This window comes from Salinivibrio sp. AR647, assembly GCF_001995415.1.
In the GTDB taxonomy this organism is placed as follows: domain Bacteria; phylum Pseudomonadota; class Gammaproteobacteria; order Enterobacterales; family Vibrionaceae; genus Salinivibrio; species Salinivibrio costicola.
This window is the reverse complement of record NZ_MUFE01000006.1, coordinates 168,533-187,012: the sequence shown is the minus strand read 5'-3', so window position 1 is coordinate 187,012 and position 18,480 is coordinate 168,533. Positions and strand designations below refer to the sequence as shown.

17 protein-coding genes and 1 riboswitch are annotated in these 18,480 nt (G+C 48.6%); of the genes, 12 read left to right on the top strand and 5 right to left on the bottom strand.

Annotated features, from left to right (window positions below):
* Window positions 1-17 precede the first annotated feature (17 nt).
* The 6 genes from ugpA (at window position 18) to panP (ending at window position 6,303) form a co-directional block, all read left to right on the top strand.
* Window positions 18-899: a sn-glycerol-3-phosphate ABC transporter permease UgpA gene (ugpA, locus tag BZG76_RS09555; RefSeq protein ID WP_077461150.1), complete on the top strand. Its 882-nt coding sequence runs from the start codon at window positions 18-20 to the stop codon at window positions 897-899.
* Window positions 899-1,747: a sn-glycerol-3-phosphate ABC transporter permease UgpE gene (gene ugpE / locus BZG76_RS09550; RefSeq protein ID WP_077461149.1), complete on the top strand. Its 849-nt coding sequence runs from the start codon at window positions 899-901 to the stop codon at window positions 1,745-1,747. The genes ugpA and ugpE overlap by 1 nt, the downstream gene beginning before the upstream one ends.
* On the top strand, window positions 1,748-2,851 hold the full coding sequence (locus BZG76_RS09545; RefSeq protein WP_077461148.1) for a sn-glycerol-3-phosphate import ATP-binding protein UgpC: 1,104 nt from the start codon (window positions 1,748-1,750) through the stop codon (window positions 2,849-2,851). It begins immediately after the preceding gene.
* Between the two features lie 32 nt (window positions 2,852-2,883).
* Entirely contained in the window at window positions 2,884-3,681 is a 798-nt protein-coding gene (locus tag BZG76_RS09540) for an HAD family hydrolase (protein ID WP_077461147.1), read from the top strand.
* Between the two features lie 233 nt (window positions 3,682-3,914).
* Window positions 3,915-4,436 carry a hypothetical protein gene (locus tag BZG76_RS09535; RefSeq protein WP_021023736.1) on the top strand — a complete coding sequence of 174 codons (522 nt, stop codon included), beginning with the start codon at window positions 3,915-3,917 and terminating at the stop codon, window positions 4,434-4,436.
* Window positions 4,437-4,656: 220 nt separating this feature from the next.
* Complete coding sequence (panP, locus tag BZG76_RS09530) at window positions 4,657-6,303, top strand: pyridoxal-dependent aspartate 1-decarboxylase PanP (protein ID WP_077461146.1); 1,647 nt, start codon at window positions 4,657-4,659, stop codon at window positions 6,301-6,303.
* Window positions 6,304-6,350: 47 nt separating this feature from the next.
* Here the strand turns inward: panP and BZG76_RS09525 are convergent, their stop codons facing one another.
* From BZG76_RS09525 to BZG76_RS09505, 5 genes are all read right to left on the bottom strand, one after another.
* Complete coding sequence (locus BZG76_RS09525; RefSeq protein WP_021023734.1) at window positions 6,351-6,794, bottom strand: hypothetical protein; 444 nt, start codon at window positions 6,792-6,794, stop codon at window positions 6,351-6,353.
* Window positions 6,795-6,877: 83 nt separating this feature from the next.
* On the bottom strand, window positions 6,878-7,348 hold the full coding sequence (locus tag BZG76_RS09520) for a DUF2947 domain-containing protein (RefSeq protein ID WP_077461145.1): 471 nt from the start codon (window positions 7,346-7,348) through the stop codon (window positions 6,878-6,880).
* A gap of 137 nt (window positions 7,349-7,485) precedes the next feature.
* A complete protein-coding gene (gene hutZ / locus BZG76_RS09515) occupies window positions 7,486-8,055 on the bottom strand; it encodes a heme utilization protein HutZ (RefSeq protein ID WP_077461144.1) in 570 nt (189 codons plus the stop codon).
* 2 nt (window positions 8,056-8,057) lie between these two features.
* The gene (hutX, locus tag BZG76_RS09510) at window positions 8,058-8,594 is read right to left on the bottom strand and encodes a heme utilization cystosolic carrier protein HutX (protein WP_077461143.1); all 537 of its coding nucleotides are present in this window, start codon (window positions 8,592-8,594) and stop codon (window positions 8,058-8,060) included.
* A gap of 95 nt (window positions 8,595-8,689) precedes the next feature.
* Window positions 8,690-10,747 (bottom strand): TonB-dependent hemoglobin/transferrin/lactoferrin family receptor, encoded by a 2,058-nt coding sequence (locus BZG76_RS09505; RefSeq protein WP_077461142.1) that lies wholly within the window; start codon window positions 10,745-10,747, stop codon window positions 8,690-8,692.
* Between the two features lie 209 nt (window positions 10,748-10,956).
* On the opposite strand from BZG76_RS09505, the gene BZG76_RS09500 reads away from it, so the two are divergent.
* From BZG76_RS09500 to lpdA, 6 genes are all read left to right on the top strand, one after another.
* Entirely contained in the window at window positions 10,957-11,805 is an 849-nt protein-coding gene (locus BZG76_RS09500; RefSeq protein ID WP_077461141.1) for a heme/hemin ABC transporter substrate-binding protein, read from the top strand.
* A 2-nt stretch (window positions 11,806-11,807) separates the two neighbouring features.
* Complete coding sequence (locus BZG76_RS09495) at window positions 11,808-12,842, top strand: FecCD family ABC transporter permease (protein ID WP_077461140.1); 1,035 nt, start codon at window positions 11,808-11,810, stop codon at window positions 12,840-12,842.
* The gene (locus BZG76_RS09490; RefSeq protein ID WP_158009952.1) at window positions 12,842-13,618 is read left to right on the top strand and encodes a heme ABC transporter ATP-binding protein; all 777 of its coding nucleotides are present in this window, start codon (window positions 12,842-12,844) and stop codon (window positions 13,616-13,618) included. Before BZG76_RS09495 ends, BZG76_RS09490 begins: the two co-directional genes overlap by 1 nt.
* 315 nt (window positions 13,619-13,933) lie before the next feature.
* Complete coding sequence (locus BZG76_RS09485; protein WP_077461138.1) at window positions 13,934-14,938, top strand: substrate-binding domain-containing protein; 1,005 nt, start codon at window positions 13,934-13,936, stop codon at window positions 14,936-14,938.
* A 178-nt stretch (window positions 14,939-15,116) separates the two neighbouring features.
* A riboswitch (cyclic di-GMP riboswitch) is annotated at window positions 15,117-15,218 on the top strand.
* Between the two features lie 145 nt (window positions 15,219-15,363).
* Window positions 15,364-15,957 (top strand): TfoX/Sxy family DNA transformation protein, encoded by a 594-nt coding sequence (locus tag BZG76_RS09480; RefSeq protein WP_077461137.1) that lies wholly within the window; start codon window positions 15,364-15,366, stop codon window positions 15,955-15,957.
* A gap of 381 nt (window positions 15,958-16,338) precedes the next feature.
* Window positions 16,339-18,474 carry a dihydrolipoyl dehydrogenase gene (gene lpdA, locus BZG76_RS09475; RefSeq protein WP_077461136.1) on the top strand — a complete coding sequence of 712 codons (2,136 nt, stop codon included), beginning with the start codon at window positions 16,339-16,341 and terminating at the stop codon, window positions 18,472-18,474.
* Window positions 18,475-18,480 lie beyond the last annotated feature (6 nt).

The following is an 18,480-nucleotide window of genomic DNA, read 5'->3' as shown; positions in this document are numbered from 1 at the left end:
TTTTATTGAGAAAGTCTATGTCCAATAAACCCACATTTAACCACAGTGCGTTTCCCATTTTATTACTCGCACCGCAACTGCTCATTACGTTTGTTTTCTTTATTTGGCCAGCAGCACAAGCGGTCTGGCAGTCGATGCTACTTGAAGATCCTTTTGGACTCAGTACCGAGTTCGTCGGTGCTGACAATTTTATCGCGCTCATTGGTGATACAAGCTATTACAGTAGCTTTTTCACTACGCTGTTTTTTAGTTTTTCAGTCGCCGCTATTGCTCTTCTCTCGGCATTAGTGCTCGCGGTGATGGCAGATCGTGTGATCAAAGGCGCGACGGGTTATAAAACCTTATTGGTTTGGCCTTATGCGGTTGCTCCCGCTATCGCTGGGGTGCTCTGGCTATTTATGTTCAACCCCACCGTGGGTGTACTGGCCCATGCGCTTGAAGCCATTGGGCTCGATTGGAATCCCTTTATTCATTCTGGGGATGCCATGACCATGGTCATTATTGCCGCCACCTGGAAGCAGATCAGCTATAACTTTTTGTTCTTTCTTGCAGGATTACAGTCGATCCCACGATCATTGATTGAAGCGGCCGCGATTGACGGGGCTGGACCGGGGAAACGGTTTGTGACCATTATTTTTCCGCTGCTGTCACCCACGTCATTCTTTCTCTTGGTTGTTAACTTGGTATACGCCTTCTTCGAAACGTTCGGCGTTATTCACGCCATGACCCAAGGCGGGCCAGGTCAATCGACAACCACGCTGGTTTATAAAGTTTACGCCGATGGTTTTGTTGGGCTCGATATGGGCTCATCCGCGGCCCAGTCGGTGGTGCTGATGATCTTGGTCGGTGCATTAACCGTGATTCAGTTTAAATATGTTGAAAAGAAGGTGGCCTACTAATGGTTGAACGTCGCCCTTGGCTTACTGTGTTCTCGCATCTGGTGTTGATTCTGGGTGTGGCCTCTGTTGCGTTGCCCGTGTGGCTTGCGCTCACCGCCGCCACTCATGATAGCAGCGCGTTTGTGAGTGGTGTTACCCCATTATGGTTTGGTGACAAAGGCTTATCTGTGTTTACAGAAGTACTCACCGAAGGGACATCGCGTGAGTTAAATATCACCGTAGCAGGCATGTTATGGAATTCATTTTTAATGGCGATGGGCATATCCATCGGCAAACTGGTTATTTCAATTTTGTCGGCCTATGCGGTGGTCTATTTCCGTTTTCCTGGCCGCATGCTGGCATTTTGGATCATTTTTATGACCTTAATGCTTCCCGTTGAAGTACGTATTATGCCGACATTCCAGGTCATTGCCGACCTCAATATGTTGAATTCCATGTCGGGCCTAACGATTCCACTGATCGCCAGCGCCACCGCGACCTTTTTATTCCGGCAGTTCTTTATGACCGTGCCGGGGGAAATGCTGGAAGCCGCCCGCATGGACGGTGCAGGTCCGTTTAAATTTTTTAAAGATATTTTATTACCCTTATCGCGCACCAATATTGCCGCGCTGTTTGTGATCACTTTTATCTATGGGTGGAACCAGTATTTATGGCCCATTCTGATCACCACGGATGACGAGTATTACACCATCGTGATGAGTATTCAGCGCATGTTGTCTGTTGGCGACGGTGAAGTGGAATGGAACCGCGTCATGGCAACTACATTAATGGCAATGCTACCGCCTGTATTGGTGGTTTTGGGCATGCAAAAACTATTTGTTAAAGGCTTAGTGGAGACGGAGAAGTAAATGGCAACGGTAACCCTCGATCAACTTCAAAAAACCTATCCGAATGGGTTCAAAGCTATTCATGGTGTCGACTTGGCCGTACAAGATGGCGAGATGATTGTCTTGGTCGGCCCAAGTGGCTGTGGTAAATCCACATTACTGCGCATGATTGCGGGCCTGGAGGCTATCTCGGATGGCGACTTAATTATCGACAACAAGCGAGTAAATGATCTGGAGCCGGGTGAGCGTGATATCGCGATGGTGTTTCAAAATTATGCGCTTTACCCGCACATGAGTGTGTTTAATAACATGGCTTACGGATTGAGAAATCGCGGCACCCCAAAAGCGGAGATTGAAACATTAGTCAACGAAGTCGCGACCATGTTGGAGCTTGATCACTTGCTAGATAGACGCCCCAATCAACTGTCTGGTGGCCAACGTCAGCGCGTGGCAATGGGCCGTGCAATTGTTCGTCGTCCCAAGGTGTTCTTGTTTGATGAACCCTTATCCAACCTGGATGCTAAGCTACGTGTTCAGATGCGTTTAGAAATAAAAAGCCTGCAACGAAAACTCAAGACGACAGCGGTCTATGTCACCCACGATCAGGTTGAGGCGATGACGCTTGCCGACCGGTTAGTGGTGTTAAATGGCGGCAACGTCGAGCAAATTGGTACACCGCTGGAGGTCTATGATGCGCCTGCCAGCCTCTTTGTTGCCACCTTTATTGGCTCTCCGGCGATGAACATCGTCGACGGACAAATCCACAACCACACCCTATCCATCGGTCATCACGCACTGGCTTATTGCGAGGGCACAACCGCATCATCAGTGTGTGTTGGGCTACGGCCTGAACATTTAAAAATCGTCCCTAACGACCAGGCGCAATTTACGCTATCGGTGACCTTAACGGAGGCGTTAGGGGCCGATTTGTTGGTCTATGGTCACATCGCGGACACGGATAGTCTGATCACCTTGCGCTTAGAAGGCCATAGTAAAGTGATGGAGGGCGATCAGCTACCGTTAGCAATTGATCCGCATAATTTGCATGTCTTTGCGGCTGAAAGCGGTAAACGGCTGACGCTTGATGTGAAAGCGCTTAGCGATGAGCGGGTTGTGGCGATTTAATCTTTAGGAGCATACTTTAGGAGCATAGCGTCATGCCAATTCAGTGTTTGCCTTTGTCATCGATACATCAACACGCCGAACGCTGGCGCGATGTTCAGTGGCTGTTTACCGATGTTGATGACACCTTGACGTGGCAAGGGGCACTTCCGTGGCAAACACTGAAGGCATTAACCGAGTTGCGTGACGCGGGGATCCGTGTAGTACCCGTGACAGGGGCCTGTGCAGGTTGGTGTGATCACATCATTAACGCTTGGCCTGTCGATGCGGTCATCGGTGAAAATGGTGGCGTGGTGATGTGGCATGAAAATGGCCGACGACAGACAAAAATCAGCTACACCGCCAAGCAAGCACAACCGGGGCTGCGCGATTGGATTGATCACTTACTCGAGCAGTATCCAAATCGTACCCTCAGCGCCGATCAAGCCTACCGCCACTGTGAAGTGGCCATTGATATTGGTCAGCATACCCAACGTGCGCCACAATCCGAAGTCGATGCATTGCTTGAGGCACTCCACGCATATGGTGCCAAAGCAACGGCTAGCTCTATTCATATTAACGCATGGTTGGGTACCCATAATAAACAACAAGCGACGCTGGATTGGCTTTTGCGTTACGGTGTCACAGAAAAGACCGCCCCTCAACAGGTTGCCTTTATTGGTGACTCACGCAACGATAACGACATGTTTGCCTACTTTCCGCTCAGTGTTGGCGTCGCCAATATTGCCCCCCACCTTGCTGCACTCGATACCCCACCCACCTGGATCACAGAGGCACCAGGTGGGCTGGGCTTCGCTGAATTTGCATCCTGCTGGTTATCATTAGTGCGCTAAGCCGATCTTTTTTACTTTCGTCACTGAGGGCAACGACTAACTGAGGGCAGCTTCACAGCTTTTCTGCTACAGGGCTTTTTATATCAATGTGTTATTTAACTTTGTCGGTAGGTCGTTCTACAATGTGGGCGTTTTATCATAATAATGATGCCCAAACCTCACTGTTTGCGCACCTCGCATGGTTAGTGCGTATAATTATTAAGCGCAAACACGATAACGATTAGGAAAATGCTATGAAACGCTATGCCCTTGCACTGGTCGCAGCCTTGTTGCCGATGATGTCACACGCGGCACCGGTAGAAAACGCAGACTGTTATTCAGCCAAATATCATGACTACGTTGATGCATCAATTAACTGGTATCAAGCATTAGTGGAGATGACCGTTGAAAAAGACGCCTCTTTGGATGAGGTAGCCGACTGGTTTTTACGCGGCCGCACCAACCACTTTAATCTGAACGCACAAGCTTTTGACTATTATTTAAATAATGACAGCGCCAAGCTCAATCTCGATGCGCCGGTTGAATCATGGCTAATGCTCTCGCAAGAAGATGTTAAAACCCTGTCGCAAAGCTCACTGCCGCCGTCGTCACTGGCGAAAGACGTGTTTGCTTTTCGTCAAGGAGAGTCAATGGAAGGTAACTATGCGCTACGTAGTGCCCTCGCCGACCTTCTCAGCCACCCTAAAGAAATCGACAAACCATTGAACCAATATAACGATCAGATGGTAAGCATTAACGATCGTCAATGTCAGTAAGTCTGCATCAATCAACAATGAGCCGGCAGTTGTCGGCTCTGACCGTCATCATATTCGTTGCTTATGCGGCTTTTGCTGTCATCAAACGATAAAAAAGCCTGATTGCCGCGCATTTTTTTGCTATGTTGTGGCCATTTTTCAGCAAGTGATCGTGTGCATAGCCTTTGTTTGATCAGGGTTTTCACCGTTTGAACAGCTAAGCAGATAAAAGAAGAACGTCATGGCCATACATAATAAAGCCGCGGACGCGACGCCCGAAACCTTACACCGGATTTTCACTGTCCCCGAAGCGCCAGACTCAACGCTCAGTCAAATTGAGCAAGAAATCTCGCAGAATCTTAATCGATTTTTACAAAATCACATTACGGCTACCGAGCGTTCGCTGGCAGATATCGAAAGTGATTTTAGTAATCCCGCAATTCCTGAAGATCCTGCCTTCGTGTCGGATCACACGCAGTTTTTACTCGATAAATTGGTGGCCCAGTCCGTTCACACCGCCTCGCCGCGATTTATTGGCCACATGACCTCTGCCCTGCCGTATTTTTTAATGCCGTTATCAAAAATTATGATTGGCCTTAACCAGAATACGGTCAAGATCGAAACCTCGAAAGCGTTTACTCCGCTCGAGCGTCAAGTGCTTGGCATGCTGCATAATCTGATTTATCAGCAAGATGATGCCTTTTATCAAAGCTGGATGCACAGCGCCAACCACTCGCTGGGCGCATTCTGCTCGGGGGGAACAGTCGCCAACATTACCGCGCTATGGGTGGCGAGAAATAACGTCCTTAAGCCTGATGGTGAATTTCCTGGCATTAACAAAGCAGGCTTGTTTGGTGCAATGCGTCACTATGGTTATCGCGATTTGGCCATTTTAGTGTCTGAACGGGGCCACTATTCATTGGGAAAAGCCGCCGATGTGCTAGGAATTGGCCGCGACCAATTGATCTCCGTGCCCGCAGATAACCAAAATCGCATTTGCATTGATGCACTCGAAGACACTATTACGCAACTGAATCGCGATAATATCAAACCGGTGGCCATCGTGGGTGTCGCTGGCACGACAGAAACCGGTAGTATCGATCCACTCAATGCGTTAGCTGATATTGCTGAGCGAGAAGGCATTCATTTTCACGTGGATGCCGCCTGGGGTGGTGCCACGTTAATGTCGAATAACCAGCGCCATAAGCTGGCCGGTATTGAGCGTGCTGATTCGGTGACCATTGACGCCCATAAACAGCTGTATGTCCCTATGGGCGCCGGTATGGTGCTGTTTAAAGATCCTTCCGTGGTCGCATCTATCGAGCACCACGCCGAGTATATTCTCCGTAAAGGGGCAAAAGACCTCGGAAGTCATACGCTTGAAGGCTCTCGCAGCGGTATGGCGATGTTGGTATTTGCCTGTATGAATATTATTTCTCGCCGTGGCTATGAGCTGTTGATTGATCAAAGTATCGATAAAGCAGCTGCGTTTGCCAAGATGATTAGCCAACACCCGGATTTTGAGCTGATCTCAGAGCCAGAGCTTTGTTTATTGACCTATCGGTTTGTTCCCGCTCGTGTGCAAGCGGCCCTTGCGGTGGCTAATGAAGAGCAAGTCGATTTGATTCATAACTTGCTCAATGATCTGACTAAATTTGTGCAAAAACGCCAGCGTGAATCAGGTCAAACGTTCGTCTCACGGACGCGTCTCACGCCAGAGCAGTGGCAGCGGCGGACGACTACAGTGTTTAGGGTGGTACTTGCTAACCCACTTACCACACAAGATATTCTGCACGAGGTGTTAGTTGAACAAGCTGCGATTGCGCAAGAAAGTGAGTTCGCTTATCCGCGACTGATCACCTTGGCAGACAGTATTCTAAAGAGCTAGCCAAACATTGCGGCGTGCGCAGGCAGTCACATTCAGTGGCTGCCTAATTATTTGAGCGGTCCTGTTTTGGGGATATTGGTTGACTGCAAACAGTGCGTCTGGCTTAGCGCCGTCTCACGCTGATGCTCAATGTCTAGCTGGGCTTGTTGCCATTGTATTTGCACCTGTGGCGCTGTCATTGCGCGCCCTGGCTCTGAAAATAAAAAGCGTTGCAAGGTATGATCAAATTCAGCAGTGTTTTCTTGCTCGCTATACGCGATCCCCATTAATTCGAACGCACGCGCTTTTTCTCGCGCGGTTCCAATCACTGTGTATCGCTGCGCGGTATCCAGCGTATTATCATAGCGACAATGAATCAGATCTTGCTCGGCTCCCCGTAATGCTTCGTTTAAGCCAATGGTACTGTAATTGCGCCACAGATCCGACATATTAGGTAACGAGCACCCAACCAGTAAGACCGACAAACACACGGCAGCGATTATTTTTATCATCTCTGATCCCTATACGATGACGCTATGGATTGGACATGCGGTTTATCTTTCTATTAACGGCCACGTCGTTGATGACTTGAACGTCAGTCACGTTGACCGATCACTACTTCACCTGATTGCTCAAACATCGCAACCTCTTTGCGACGACGACCAATCAAGATGGGTTTGTCATCATAGAATAGAAAGTTTTTCCAATATTGCTTGAACACGCCCCAGCGAGTTTCGACGATATTATGTTTGTCGTAACAAAAGTAGACCGTAATATTGTCTTCCCAAGGAAAATTGGACACAAAGTCTTCAGGCAGATCATCATCGTTGTCCCACGCATGTTGCCAGACCAGCCGTTGAGTCCAAACGTTTTGATGGGTGGGCCAATCTTGCTTACCAAAATGATCCGGTGTCGGGCTATCTTTACTGATAAATTCTTGCCACAACTGCGCCGCACGCGTCTCTGTCATGGGTTTAATCTCAGCAAGATCTTGCTCTGGGATAGGGAGAGATTGATGGGTGAAAATCCACTTTCTTTTGTAGTCAGATAATGGGATGTAATTCATGCTGCTCGTGGTTATCGGCTTGGTAATGGCGTTCACTTTACCATAATTGCAGCGAGGTTGTTACCAAGCCCAATACCGATAATAAAGAGAAAACGGCAATGCGAAACACATTGCCGTCTCACCCTTCATCAACTCGATTAGCCGTTAATGACGAGCTCATCGGTAGTTTTAATGTCATTGTCTTCGCCGATTTTACGGTGGCCTTGATCAAGGTGCACCATATCAACAAAGTCGTCACTGCCAACCTGAAACGCTTGGCCAAATCCTTTCACATACAGACCGTTTTCTGGCGCCAGACGGAAGAGGCGAAAGTCTTCTAACCCACTCAAATTATCGATAATATCGCCAAACCGCGCTTTCAATGCATCAATGCCAACTTGCCAAGTCGCGGTGTTACGTTCCACCATTTCAGCTCGTGCATCAAAACTAAGACGTTGACGAGCAAAAATCTGTTTCGCGCTCCCTTCATCTTCGATCATCATCAATGACAAGTTTGGGTTTTCTTGCAGGTTGCGTGCGTGACGGGCAATTTCACTGATCAGGATATAAAAGCCATCTTCACGCTGAGCAAAGGGGGCATAACTGACATTGGGTTTGCCTTTTGTATCCAATGTTGCAAGCTGTAATGTCCGGCAGTTTGCACGAAATTCTTTAATTTCAGGGCCAAGGCGGTTTTGTAGCCGTTGTTGTTTAGTCGCTTGATCCATAGTTATTGCTCCGATTCTGTTTGTTGTGAGGTCGCTAACTGCGTTTTTAGTTGGTTAAAGGCATCAATCTGATGGTCTAAAAGCTGACGTTTTTCATCACGCCCGAGATAGATCTTAAAAATCGAATCGCCTTGTTCGGTAAAAAAGCCGATGTAATGCGTTGTCTTGCCGCGAAAGGCTTTGCTGACAAAAGCAATGCCCGCCATGCGCTCTAACTTTAAGTGGCCATGCATTTCGCCGGGCTTACCCATTAAGTTGTAATAGCCGTAAGCGATTTTTCCTTTGGGGAACGGCGCTTTTACTTCAAAGATCGAGCCGCCGGAATGCACAATCGCCGTCACAGGCCCGTCCCATCCGGCCACCTGCATGAGCACGGTTTCAGCATGTTGCCCATCGACCCAAGTTTGATAATCTGCGGGCATGGCGCGTACCACTTCCCCCTCACTCACACCTAGCGTTGCTGCCATATCGGCAGGCAGCATCGAGGCATTCTCGGTCAGTAGCGCACTGACCTGCTCCGTTAACGTAGTGGTTGTCATTGATCACTCCCAGCCTATTTTTATTGTGATAGGTTCTATCAGTGTGGGCAGGCGTTCACCTGCCCTTTGTACGAGTCGTTAAAGTTGGTAACGAGCTAAAATTGGTAACGAACATTAAATTTGATATCGCGCCCTGGTGAAGCCACTTGCGCCCAAGCTTGGGTATATTGCTCGTCGGTTAAGTTATCGATCGCTAAATCAAACTTCACGCCATCCCAAGCGCCATTGGGACTGTAGCTTGCATACACATCCCACAGGGTGTAGCCGTCGTAAGTGTTGGCATCGTTAGTGTCGTTTTGATCGGCATAATGAGAGACTCGACCGCCGACACTCACTGGTAACGTCGCCAGCGCATAGTCGGTTTCAGCAACAAACTTGTGAGCTGGGATGTTATCGAGATAGCTACCATCATTCTTATTCTTGCCTTCGGTTTGGCTGTAGCTTAGATTATTGGTAAAGCCACCGAGTTGGTGATGAAGGCTTAGTTCGATGCCTTCCAGTTTGGCATCTTTAACGTTTTCACGCGTTGTAGTGCCGCCCATGAAGTCAACGTTCATATCAATAAAATCGTCAACATCGTTGCGGAACAGGCGCGCATCAACATAAGCATTGTCGAAATAGCTCGTCGGTGTAAATTGGTACGTGATGGCTAATTCTTTATTGGCACTGTGCTCAGGTTTCAAGTCCGGATTCGGTATAAATCGATTGATCAACTTTGTAGGCCCCATAGGAACCACAAAGTGAGTACCACTGGCATACATTTCTTCTAAGCTCGGTGCACGAAAAGCTTCGCGATAGCTGGCAGTCAATGCTAGCTGTTCGGTTGCGTTCCATGTCAATGCCGTCGATGGGGACCACGCATGATCGCGGCTCTCACTATCCAGTGATGTCGGTCGATTATCTTCACCTTTGTAAGAGTCAAATCGAACACCCGCTTGCCAACGAATCTGGTCGAATACAGGAATATTTATTTGACCAAACGCCCCTATACTTTCTGCATTTGCATCTTGTCCTGCCGGACGCTCTCCAGGTGCACTGCTGTCATCACGTTTCGTTTCATAACTATCGCGATATAAATCCAGACCTGTAATTAAATCGATATTTTTTATGTTGGACGTATTCGTGATAGAGAAACCTATGGTTTGAGTCTCATTATTGTCACGTTCTTGCGGTGCAACACGGTGCTCTTTCATCTCAGTATTATTGAAATACAACTGAGAGTTAATATCGACCCAATGACTGGCGGGACTATAATCGTAGGCAACGGAAAGGCTCTGGTCCCTTGTTTCCCGGTATACTAACGGATAAGAACCTGACGGCTCTTTGACTGAGGGATTTGATGGAGACATATCATTAAGTTCGCCTTGACGAGCAGTGAACGTCCATTGGTGATCTAAAGATGGTGTGTAACGGGCTTTAGCAAAACCACCTTTTTCTCTATCCGCTGAATAAGACAAGGTTTTGCCGTTGCCTAGTTGGTTATCATCACTATCGTGATAGTAGCTTTGTACCAGCCAATCAACCGTCTCTGTGCGTCCAAACACCGCGCCGCTTGTGCGTGAGGCATTATTGTTGCTGTGGAATCCTTGTTTAAGGTAACCACCTAAGGCCTGATCACCGGAAAGAAAATCGCTGGCTGATTTGGTGTTTTGGGCAAACACGCCTCCCAAAGCACCGGAGCCCCACAGGGTACTCGATGGGCCACGGACCACCTCTACCGAGCGGAGTAACTCAGGATCAATAAATAGACTGGAGCGGTGACCAACAGAAAAATTCTGACGTGCGCCATCAACAAGCTGCACCACGCGGCCGTTTTCGCTGCTTAATCCACGAATAGTCACAGACTGAGCGGCATCGCGCCCGCCACCAAGCACAGAGACATTGGGTAGGTGCCGAATTAAATCCGTGACGTTACTTCCTTGTCTTTTCTCTATTTCTTCCTGTGACACCGTGCTGACGGCAACAGCGCGATTCGCTTTTTGCGCGTCCATACGACTGGCATACACAGACACCGTTTCTGTTTGGTTGCCATTTTGTTGCCCGCCATCGGCGGCCATGACGGGTGAAGTGAGGCTTAATGTGCCAAGCGCAAGTCCGATAGCGAGGTTTAGGTGGCTCGGACGTGGTATCAAAATATCCTTTTTCAATGTCATTTCAGTGCTCTCTGGTTCAACTACAAATGAGAATCATCATTATTTTTGCAAGATTGTATTGATCGAGAACAGCAATGTAAACGATAATTGATCTTAATTAGTCATGTAACTAATAATTACAAATGTGCAGTGAACGATAAATCACTGTCAATGACACCGCATTACCTTTGACCAATAAGCCACTGATAAAGCGAAAATAAGGATTTAACATGGCCACCGCCGCAGTAAGAGTGATAGCTCTGTTCAGTACCCTCATCTCTCTATCGATTCATGCCTCGCCACGCATCGTCAGTGCGGGCGCCAGTGTGACTGACTTGCTCGTTGAGCTTGGCGCGCAATCACAAATTGTTGGTATTGATGCCACCAGCCAATTACAAGAGAAAGACATGCCGAGCGTGGGCTATCATCGCCAGCTCGCGGCGGAAGGTGTACTTTCGCTATCCCCCGATCTTTTAATTGGTTCAGAAGAAATGGGCCCAGCACCGGTGTTATCAACACTCCGTGATGCCGGGGTCAAGGTGGTGACGTTATCGAGTACCCCGACGGTCGCTGCCCTCAAGCAACGTATTCATACCTTGGCGGAGTTAACGGCGACACAAGCGAATGCCGAACCATTGATCAACGCCATGGATGACCAATTAGCCAAGCTAGAAACCCGAGCGTCAGCATCAAACACATCCACGCTCAACGGTCTTTTTCTCTTGGTTCACCAGGGACGACCTGCCAGTGTCGCCGGCGCTGATACCACTCCAAATACCTTGATTGAATTGCTCGGTGCCACGAACCCTGCGGCTGAATCCGTCACCAGCTATAAGCCACTTTCACCCGAGGCGCTGCTTGGCTTTAATCCTGACTTTATTTTGGTCATGCAACGCTCACTCGATCAGCTTGGTGGTATGCAAGGGCTGGCAAACGCCGTCCCGTTGCTATCAAGCACACGAGCGTATAAAAACAATCGCATCATCGCTGTGGATGGCCGTGTATTAGTGGGTGGATTAAGTCTGAATACTCTTGATGAGGCCCTGCGCATTCAAACCCATTTAACCGGAAACCAATAGTAATGCACGCTTACTTTCGTGAAACGCATCAGCGGCTCTTCCCTGTGTTGATCACTGTTTTGTTCATCGTCACTGTGATGTCGATAGCCGTGGGACAGTGGCAACTTGGGTGGCTCGTCAGTTTACAAAGCTTGAGCCCTTGGCAAAGTGATGTCGCACCGCATATCTTGACCATCGTGCAACAGGTCCGCTTACCACGCACCTTATTGTGTTTGTTCGTTGGCGCACTTCTGGCAGTATCTGGCGCATTAATGCAAGGGCTATTTCGCAATCCGCTTGCGGATCCGGGGATCATTGGAGTCTCTGGAGGGGCGTCTTTAGGCGGCGCGTTGGGATTGTTGCTGTTATCCTGGGGCAGCCTTAACGTCGGTTTTACCCTCTCGGTGCCGCTGTTTGCCTTTTTGGGTGCGCTGGTCGCCACCTTGTTTGTTTATCGTATTGGCACAACATCGATGGGAACATCGGTTACTGTGATGTTGTTAGCCGGTATTGCCATCAGTGCCTTGTCGGGTGCGGCGCTCGGGTTAATCAATTACGTTGCTGATAACCAAACATTGCGTGATATCGCCTTGTGGTCAATGGGGTCGCTCACTGGCGCATCGTGGGGACTCATCGCGTTAACGGGCGTTGCAGCCGTTACCCTCACGCTTTTTGCCTATCGCTGCGCTCCGCATATCAACGCCTTATTACTTGGCGAGAACGAAGCTGCGTATCTTGGCATCAATGTTCATCGCCTAAAGCGCTTATTGATCATTGCGACAGCCGCTGGAATGGGGGTGTCGGTCAGCGCCGCAGGATTAATTGGCTTTATCGGCTTGGTTGTTCCGCATATTGGCCGCCTATTGGCTGGGCCAGATCATCGCACCCTGATCCCTTTATCGGCGATATTGGGCGCCCTTTTATTGACGCTTGCTGATATTATCGCACGAATCATTGTTGCGCCGGCAGAGCTGCCAGTGGGGATCATCACCGCACTTATGGGGGCACCCTTCTTTTTATGGCTTTTGATCCAACAACGACAAGCAGTGGTGCATTAATGTCTGATATTGCCCTCAATGTTCGTGATTTAAGTTACTCGCTTAACGGACGCCAACTACTTAATCGCATCAATGTTTCCTTTGCTGCAGGCCAATTACATGTGTTGCTCGGGCCAAATGGCGCGGGGAAAAGCACCTTACTCAAACAAGTGATGAGTGACAGTCATCCATCAGGCCAGGTTGATTTTTGGGCCATGCCTAAAGCCGCATGGCATGGTGAGCGCTTTGCTAAACAGGTCGCCTTTCTTCCCCAAAGTAGTGGCTTAACCTTTGCGTTTACGGTCAAAGAAGTGGTTCAAATGGGGGCGACACCGTTACAAGCGAATCAGGCGCAAATTGCCGCCCTCGCCGATGAGCAGTTACAGCAGTGGGATATCACCCATCTTGCTAACCGGCCTTATCCTATATTGTCAGGCGGTGAAAAACAGCGAGTCCATATGGCGCGCATTGCTTTGCAGTTAGTCCAAACCGATCCAACGCGGGCCATCATGCTACTCGATGAACCTACATCGGCGCTCGATATTACCCATCAGCATTACACGCTACAACGCTGTCGATCGCTTGCCGATCAAGGGATGACAGTGGTCTTAGTGCTGCATGACCTCAATCTTGCCAGTCGCTACGCGGATCGCCTGTATTTTCTCAAACAAGGAGAGATGGTATTAACGGGTACCCCATGGCAATGTTTTGAGAGTGAACAGGTCGCAAAGATTTATCAGTATCCGCTTAAGGTCATTGAGCACCCAGAGCATGCCTGCCCATTGATCGTGACCTAGTGCCTGAGTTATTGCTATCAAGGTGGGATCTTGCCAGCGTCGCCATGAGACTTTTGCATTGATAACCGCCTAGCTGGGTCACAAAACCGTCTGTTGATGATCGTTCGCTCATCAGACCAATTGCGACTAGGCGGCAACCTAAGTAAACTGAGACCGCAACCGATTAGCTATGAGAATGGATGAAATCGGATTCGTTACCTTCGCAACCGTCTGATGGGCCGGGATTGTGAAAGACAGCGCCGCTGCGTATCAGCGGCGTTTTTCTGTAAGGTCGCGAGTAACGATCCCAAGGCTTCACAATATAGAAGAATTAAGATGGCAACGATTAAAGATGTCGCGCGTCTCGCGGGTGTTTCAACCACCACGGTCTCACACGTTATCAATAAGACCCGCTTTGTCGCCGAAAAGACAACAGAAAAGGTTTGGCAAGCCGTTGAAGACCTGAACTATGCACCGAGTGCTGTGGCTCGTAGTTTAAAATGTAATACGACACGTACGCTCGGAATGCTGGTCACTAAATCGACCAACCCATTTTTTGCCGAGCTCGTGCACGGTGTAGAAGACTATTGCTACGAGCAAGGCTACACGCTAGTTTTGTGTAATACCGAAGGCAACCTTGAAAAGCAGCGCGACTATTTGCGTATGCTGTCAGAAAAGCGTGTCGACGGTTTAATTGTGGTGTGCTCGGATCTCAATGAAGATCTCATGCTACTGCTAGAGAAGAAGCGTGACCTACCCATGGTCGTCATGGATTGGGGCAGTCACCACATTGATACCGATCGGATTGAAGATAACGCGGAACTAGGCGGCTATCTGGCAACCAAACATTTTATTGACAACGGGCATACCCAAATTGGTTGTATCTCTGGGCAAATGGATAAGAACACCTGTAAGCAACGGCTTGCAGGATTTTATCGGGCCCTGAAAGAAGCTGATATCCCCGTAAATCAAGACTGGATCATTGAAGCGGACTTTGAAGCGAATCAAGCAAAAGTCGCCGCTCAGCAGTTTATTGCCATGGAAAACCGTCCTACGGGAGTTTTTTGTTTTAATGATATCATGGCGTTAGCGGCGATCAGCACCTTCAACCAGGCGGGTATTCAGGTGCCAGATGATATCTCTGTCATCGGTTATGACAATATTGATCTGACTGAATATTACTCACCACCGTTGACAACTGTCCATCAACCTAAACGACAACTGGGCAAGACTGCGGTTAAACTTTTACTCAGCCGGATTAATGATAACGATACGCAGCAGCAAGTGTTTGAAATGGATTTATCATTAATCAGTCGAGACTCTGTAAAAAACCTAACCTAATGGTTTATCGCGTTTTTTTATGTAAAGCCACGCCCCTATGACGGTCGTGGCTTTTTTGATTTCCTATGGATAAGAGCTTTTACTTTAAATTATCAGTTACATACTTATTGAACCAATATCACATTTTGTATGCGTAGAGAGGGCGACATCTGTGTCCAATTATTATATCCTGGACAACGTTTGAACAAGGCAAACCATCGCGAAAGCATGGGACGCAAAGCCTCCGGCCTAATGATTCTGGCGTCACTGTCAGGGATTCAATGGTAGCGGGGCTGCCAGCGCTGTTGTTTTTATTGCTGAATCAAGTGTCAGCAAACGAACGGATCAAATCGAATATTTGATGCTTCGTTGACAATCTTGTCTGTTTGCCTTGTTAGACTGCGACTTTATTTTTAGGCATTCACATTCATCGAGATTGTTATTAAATGGATAAACCTGCTTTAAAAGACGCGATGCGTTTATTTGCCGAGTTTGGCAATATCAAATCCCGATCCATGTTCGGCGGATTTGGACTTTTTTGTGAAGACACCATGTTCGCCCTAGTGGTCAATAACACCCTCCACCTTCGTGCCGGTATAGAAAACGAGGCCTTACTCAAACAGCAAGGCTTAACGCCATATGTGTACAAAAAACGTGGATTCCCGGTCGTCACCAAATATTTTGCTATTCCTAGCGCTTGGTGGGACGATCCAGAGCGATTATTGGCCGAAGCGAAAAATGCTCTCGACGTTGCTATCCAGGATCGTTCTATGAAATCGGCAGCGACACCGTCAAGGCTCAAAGATCTCCCGAATCTACGATTGGCCACCGAACGAATGCTTAAAAAGGCAGGCATAGACTCGCCAGAAACATTGCAAAAGCACGGTGCCGTCGGCGCTTATAAAGCACTGAGATCTGCTCATGAAACACAATTGAGTCTCGAGCTTTTGTGGTCGTTAGAAGGGGCGATTACCGGTAAACACTGGTCGGTAGTGCCACCCCAACGCCGTCAAGAATTATTACAACACTTAGAAAAATAACCTCTCACAGTCACCTCTGTATGACTTACTAATTTTCCTGTGAGCAATGTTTGCGTTCAACACCGCCTTCTGGCGGTGTCGCTTTATTCTATTAACTCATTGACATGTCTCTATGCCCTTCCTTTTGCGTCATCATCTTATCGAGTGCGCTTTTCTTTCCGTCGACTCTAGTTCGTGGAGATTAATCGGCGTTTTTTTGATTTAATTGGCGATTTTTCGTTTAACTGAAAGTTTTTAGCGATCGATACGGTCTTGTCAGAGGTAAGATCGACAGCACAGTTCGCTGATGCAACCGATAAATCAGCCAGTTAGTTGCCAACCGTCCACAAAAGTACTCTAAAGTAATAGCTGGCCCTCTTTAATTTAGCGACGAGACCTAATATGTCAGTAAAAAAACTTTTTGTTGGTCTAGTGATTGCCGCCATCGTCGCGCTCTGGTTTAGTTTCGACCTCGGCCAATGGCTCACGCTCGACAATGCGAAAGCGCAACAGGCGATACTCAACGATTACATCGTTCAGCATTTTACCCAAGCCAGCCTATTTTTCTTGCTTGGCTATATTGTGATGACTGCCCTATCACTCCCCGGTGCCGCGGTAGCGAGCTTATTGGGCGCCGCATTGTTTGGATTTTGGTGGGGGCTGATTCTGGTCTCTTTCGCCAGCTCTATTGGTGCCACCCTCGCCTTCTTGGTCAGTCGTTTTTTACTCCAAGACTGGGTACAAAATCGCTTCGGTCAAAAATTAGATGCCATTAACCGTGGCATTGAAAAAGATGGCCGCTTTTATCTGCTCACGCTACGCCTCATTCCCATTTTTCCCTTTTTCTTAATTAATCTAGTGATGGGGTTAACGCCCTTAAAAACGCGCACCTTCTACTGGGTCAGCCAGCTAGGCATGCTACCGGGGACAGCTGTGTACGTGAATGCAGGGACTCAACTCGCCCAAATCGACTCACTTGGTGATGTGGTGTCGCCTTCGGTGCTTGGATCGCTCGCATTACTCGGCCTGTTCCCGCTGCTAGCAAAATGGATCATGGCGTGGGTCACGCGTCGTAAACGCTATCAAGGTTGGCGCAAGCCCCATCAGTTTGATCGCAATATGGTGGTAATTGGTGCCGGTGCAGGCGGACTGGTATCGAGTTATATCGCGGCAGTGGTGAAAGCAAAAGTCACGCTAGTTGAAAAAGGTTCGATGGGAGGTGATTGTCTAAACACCGGGTGTGTTCCCTCTAAAGCGCTGATACGCGCGGCGAAAACCATGCGAGAAATCGGCAAGGCCAAGGCGTTTGGCATTCATACCCAAGCGCCAGTCGTTGATTTTCCAGCAGTGATGGAGCGGGTAAAACAGGTGATTACCCACATTGAGCCCCATGATTCGGTCGAGCGTTACACCAAGCTCGGCGTGGAGTGCGTGCAAGGCGAAGCACACATCGTCTCGCCATGGGAAGTTGAAGTCAACGGCGAACGCCTCACTACCCGCAACATCGTGATAGCCACAGGCGCACGCCCCATGCTCCCTCCCATTCCCGGTTTGGCTGAGGTAACACATTACACCTCGGATACGATTTGGTCCCTGCCTGAACTGCCACCACGGTTATTGGTTTTGGGCGGGGGTCCCATTGGCGCAGAATTGGCACAAAGTTTTGCGTGTTTAGGCAGCCAAGTGACGCTGGCTGAAATGGCGGATCAATTGTTAAGCCGTGAAGATAAAGACGCTGCTCAACTGGTTGAAAGCGCGCTAGAACGTGACGGTGTCACGGTTTTAACACAGCACAAGGTCAAAGCATTTGAACAGCGTGGCAATGAGCAAATCGCCTTACTCGACGGCCCTGACGGTGAGAAAACCGTCACATTTGATGCGGTGCTGGTCGCGTTAGGACGCAGCGCCAACACCAAAGGCTTTGGTCTCGAAAAGCTCGATATTCCAGTGACCGAGCGTGGCACCATTCAGGTCAATGACTATTTACAAACTAATTACCCCAATATCTATGCAGTGGGTGATGTGGCAGGGCCCTTTCAGTTGACCCATGCCAGTGCCCATCAAGCGTGGTATGCCGCGGTCAATGCGTTATTTGGCCAATTTAAGCGTTTTAAAGCGGATTACTCGGTGATGCCAGCGGCAACATACACGTCCCCAGAAGTTGCACGTGTTGGGCTTAATGAAAAAGAAGCCAAAGCCAACCAACAAGACGTCGAAGTGACCTATTACGGCATTGATGACCTGGATCGCGCCATCGCCGATGGCAATGACCATGGCTTTATTAAAGTGCTGACACCAAAGGGAAAAGACACCATACTGGGAGTGACCATCGTGGGAGAACATGCCGGCGATTTATTGGCCGAGTTCACCTTAGCGATGCGCCATGGCTTGGGGCTGAACAAAATACTCGGCACTGTTCATCCTTATCCCACCATGAGTGAAGCGGTTAAATATACGGCGGGTATGTGGAAACAGGCGCATGCACCGGAGAAACTCCTACAGTGGGTCGAAAAATATCAACGCTGGATGCGTCACTAATCAATA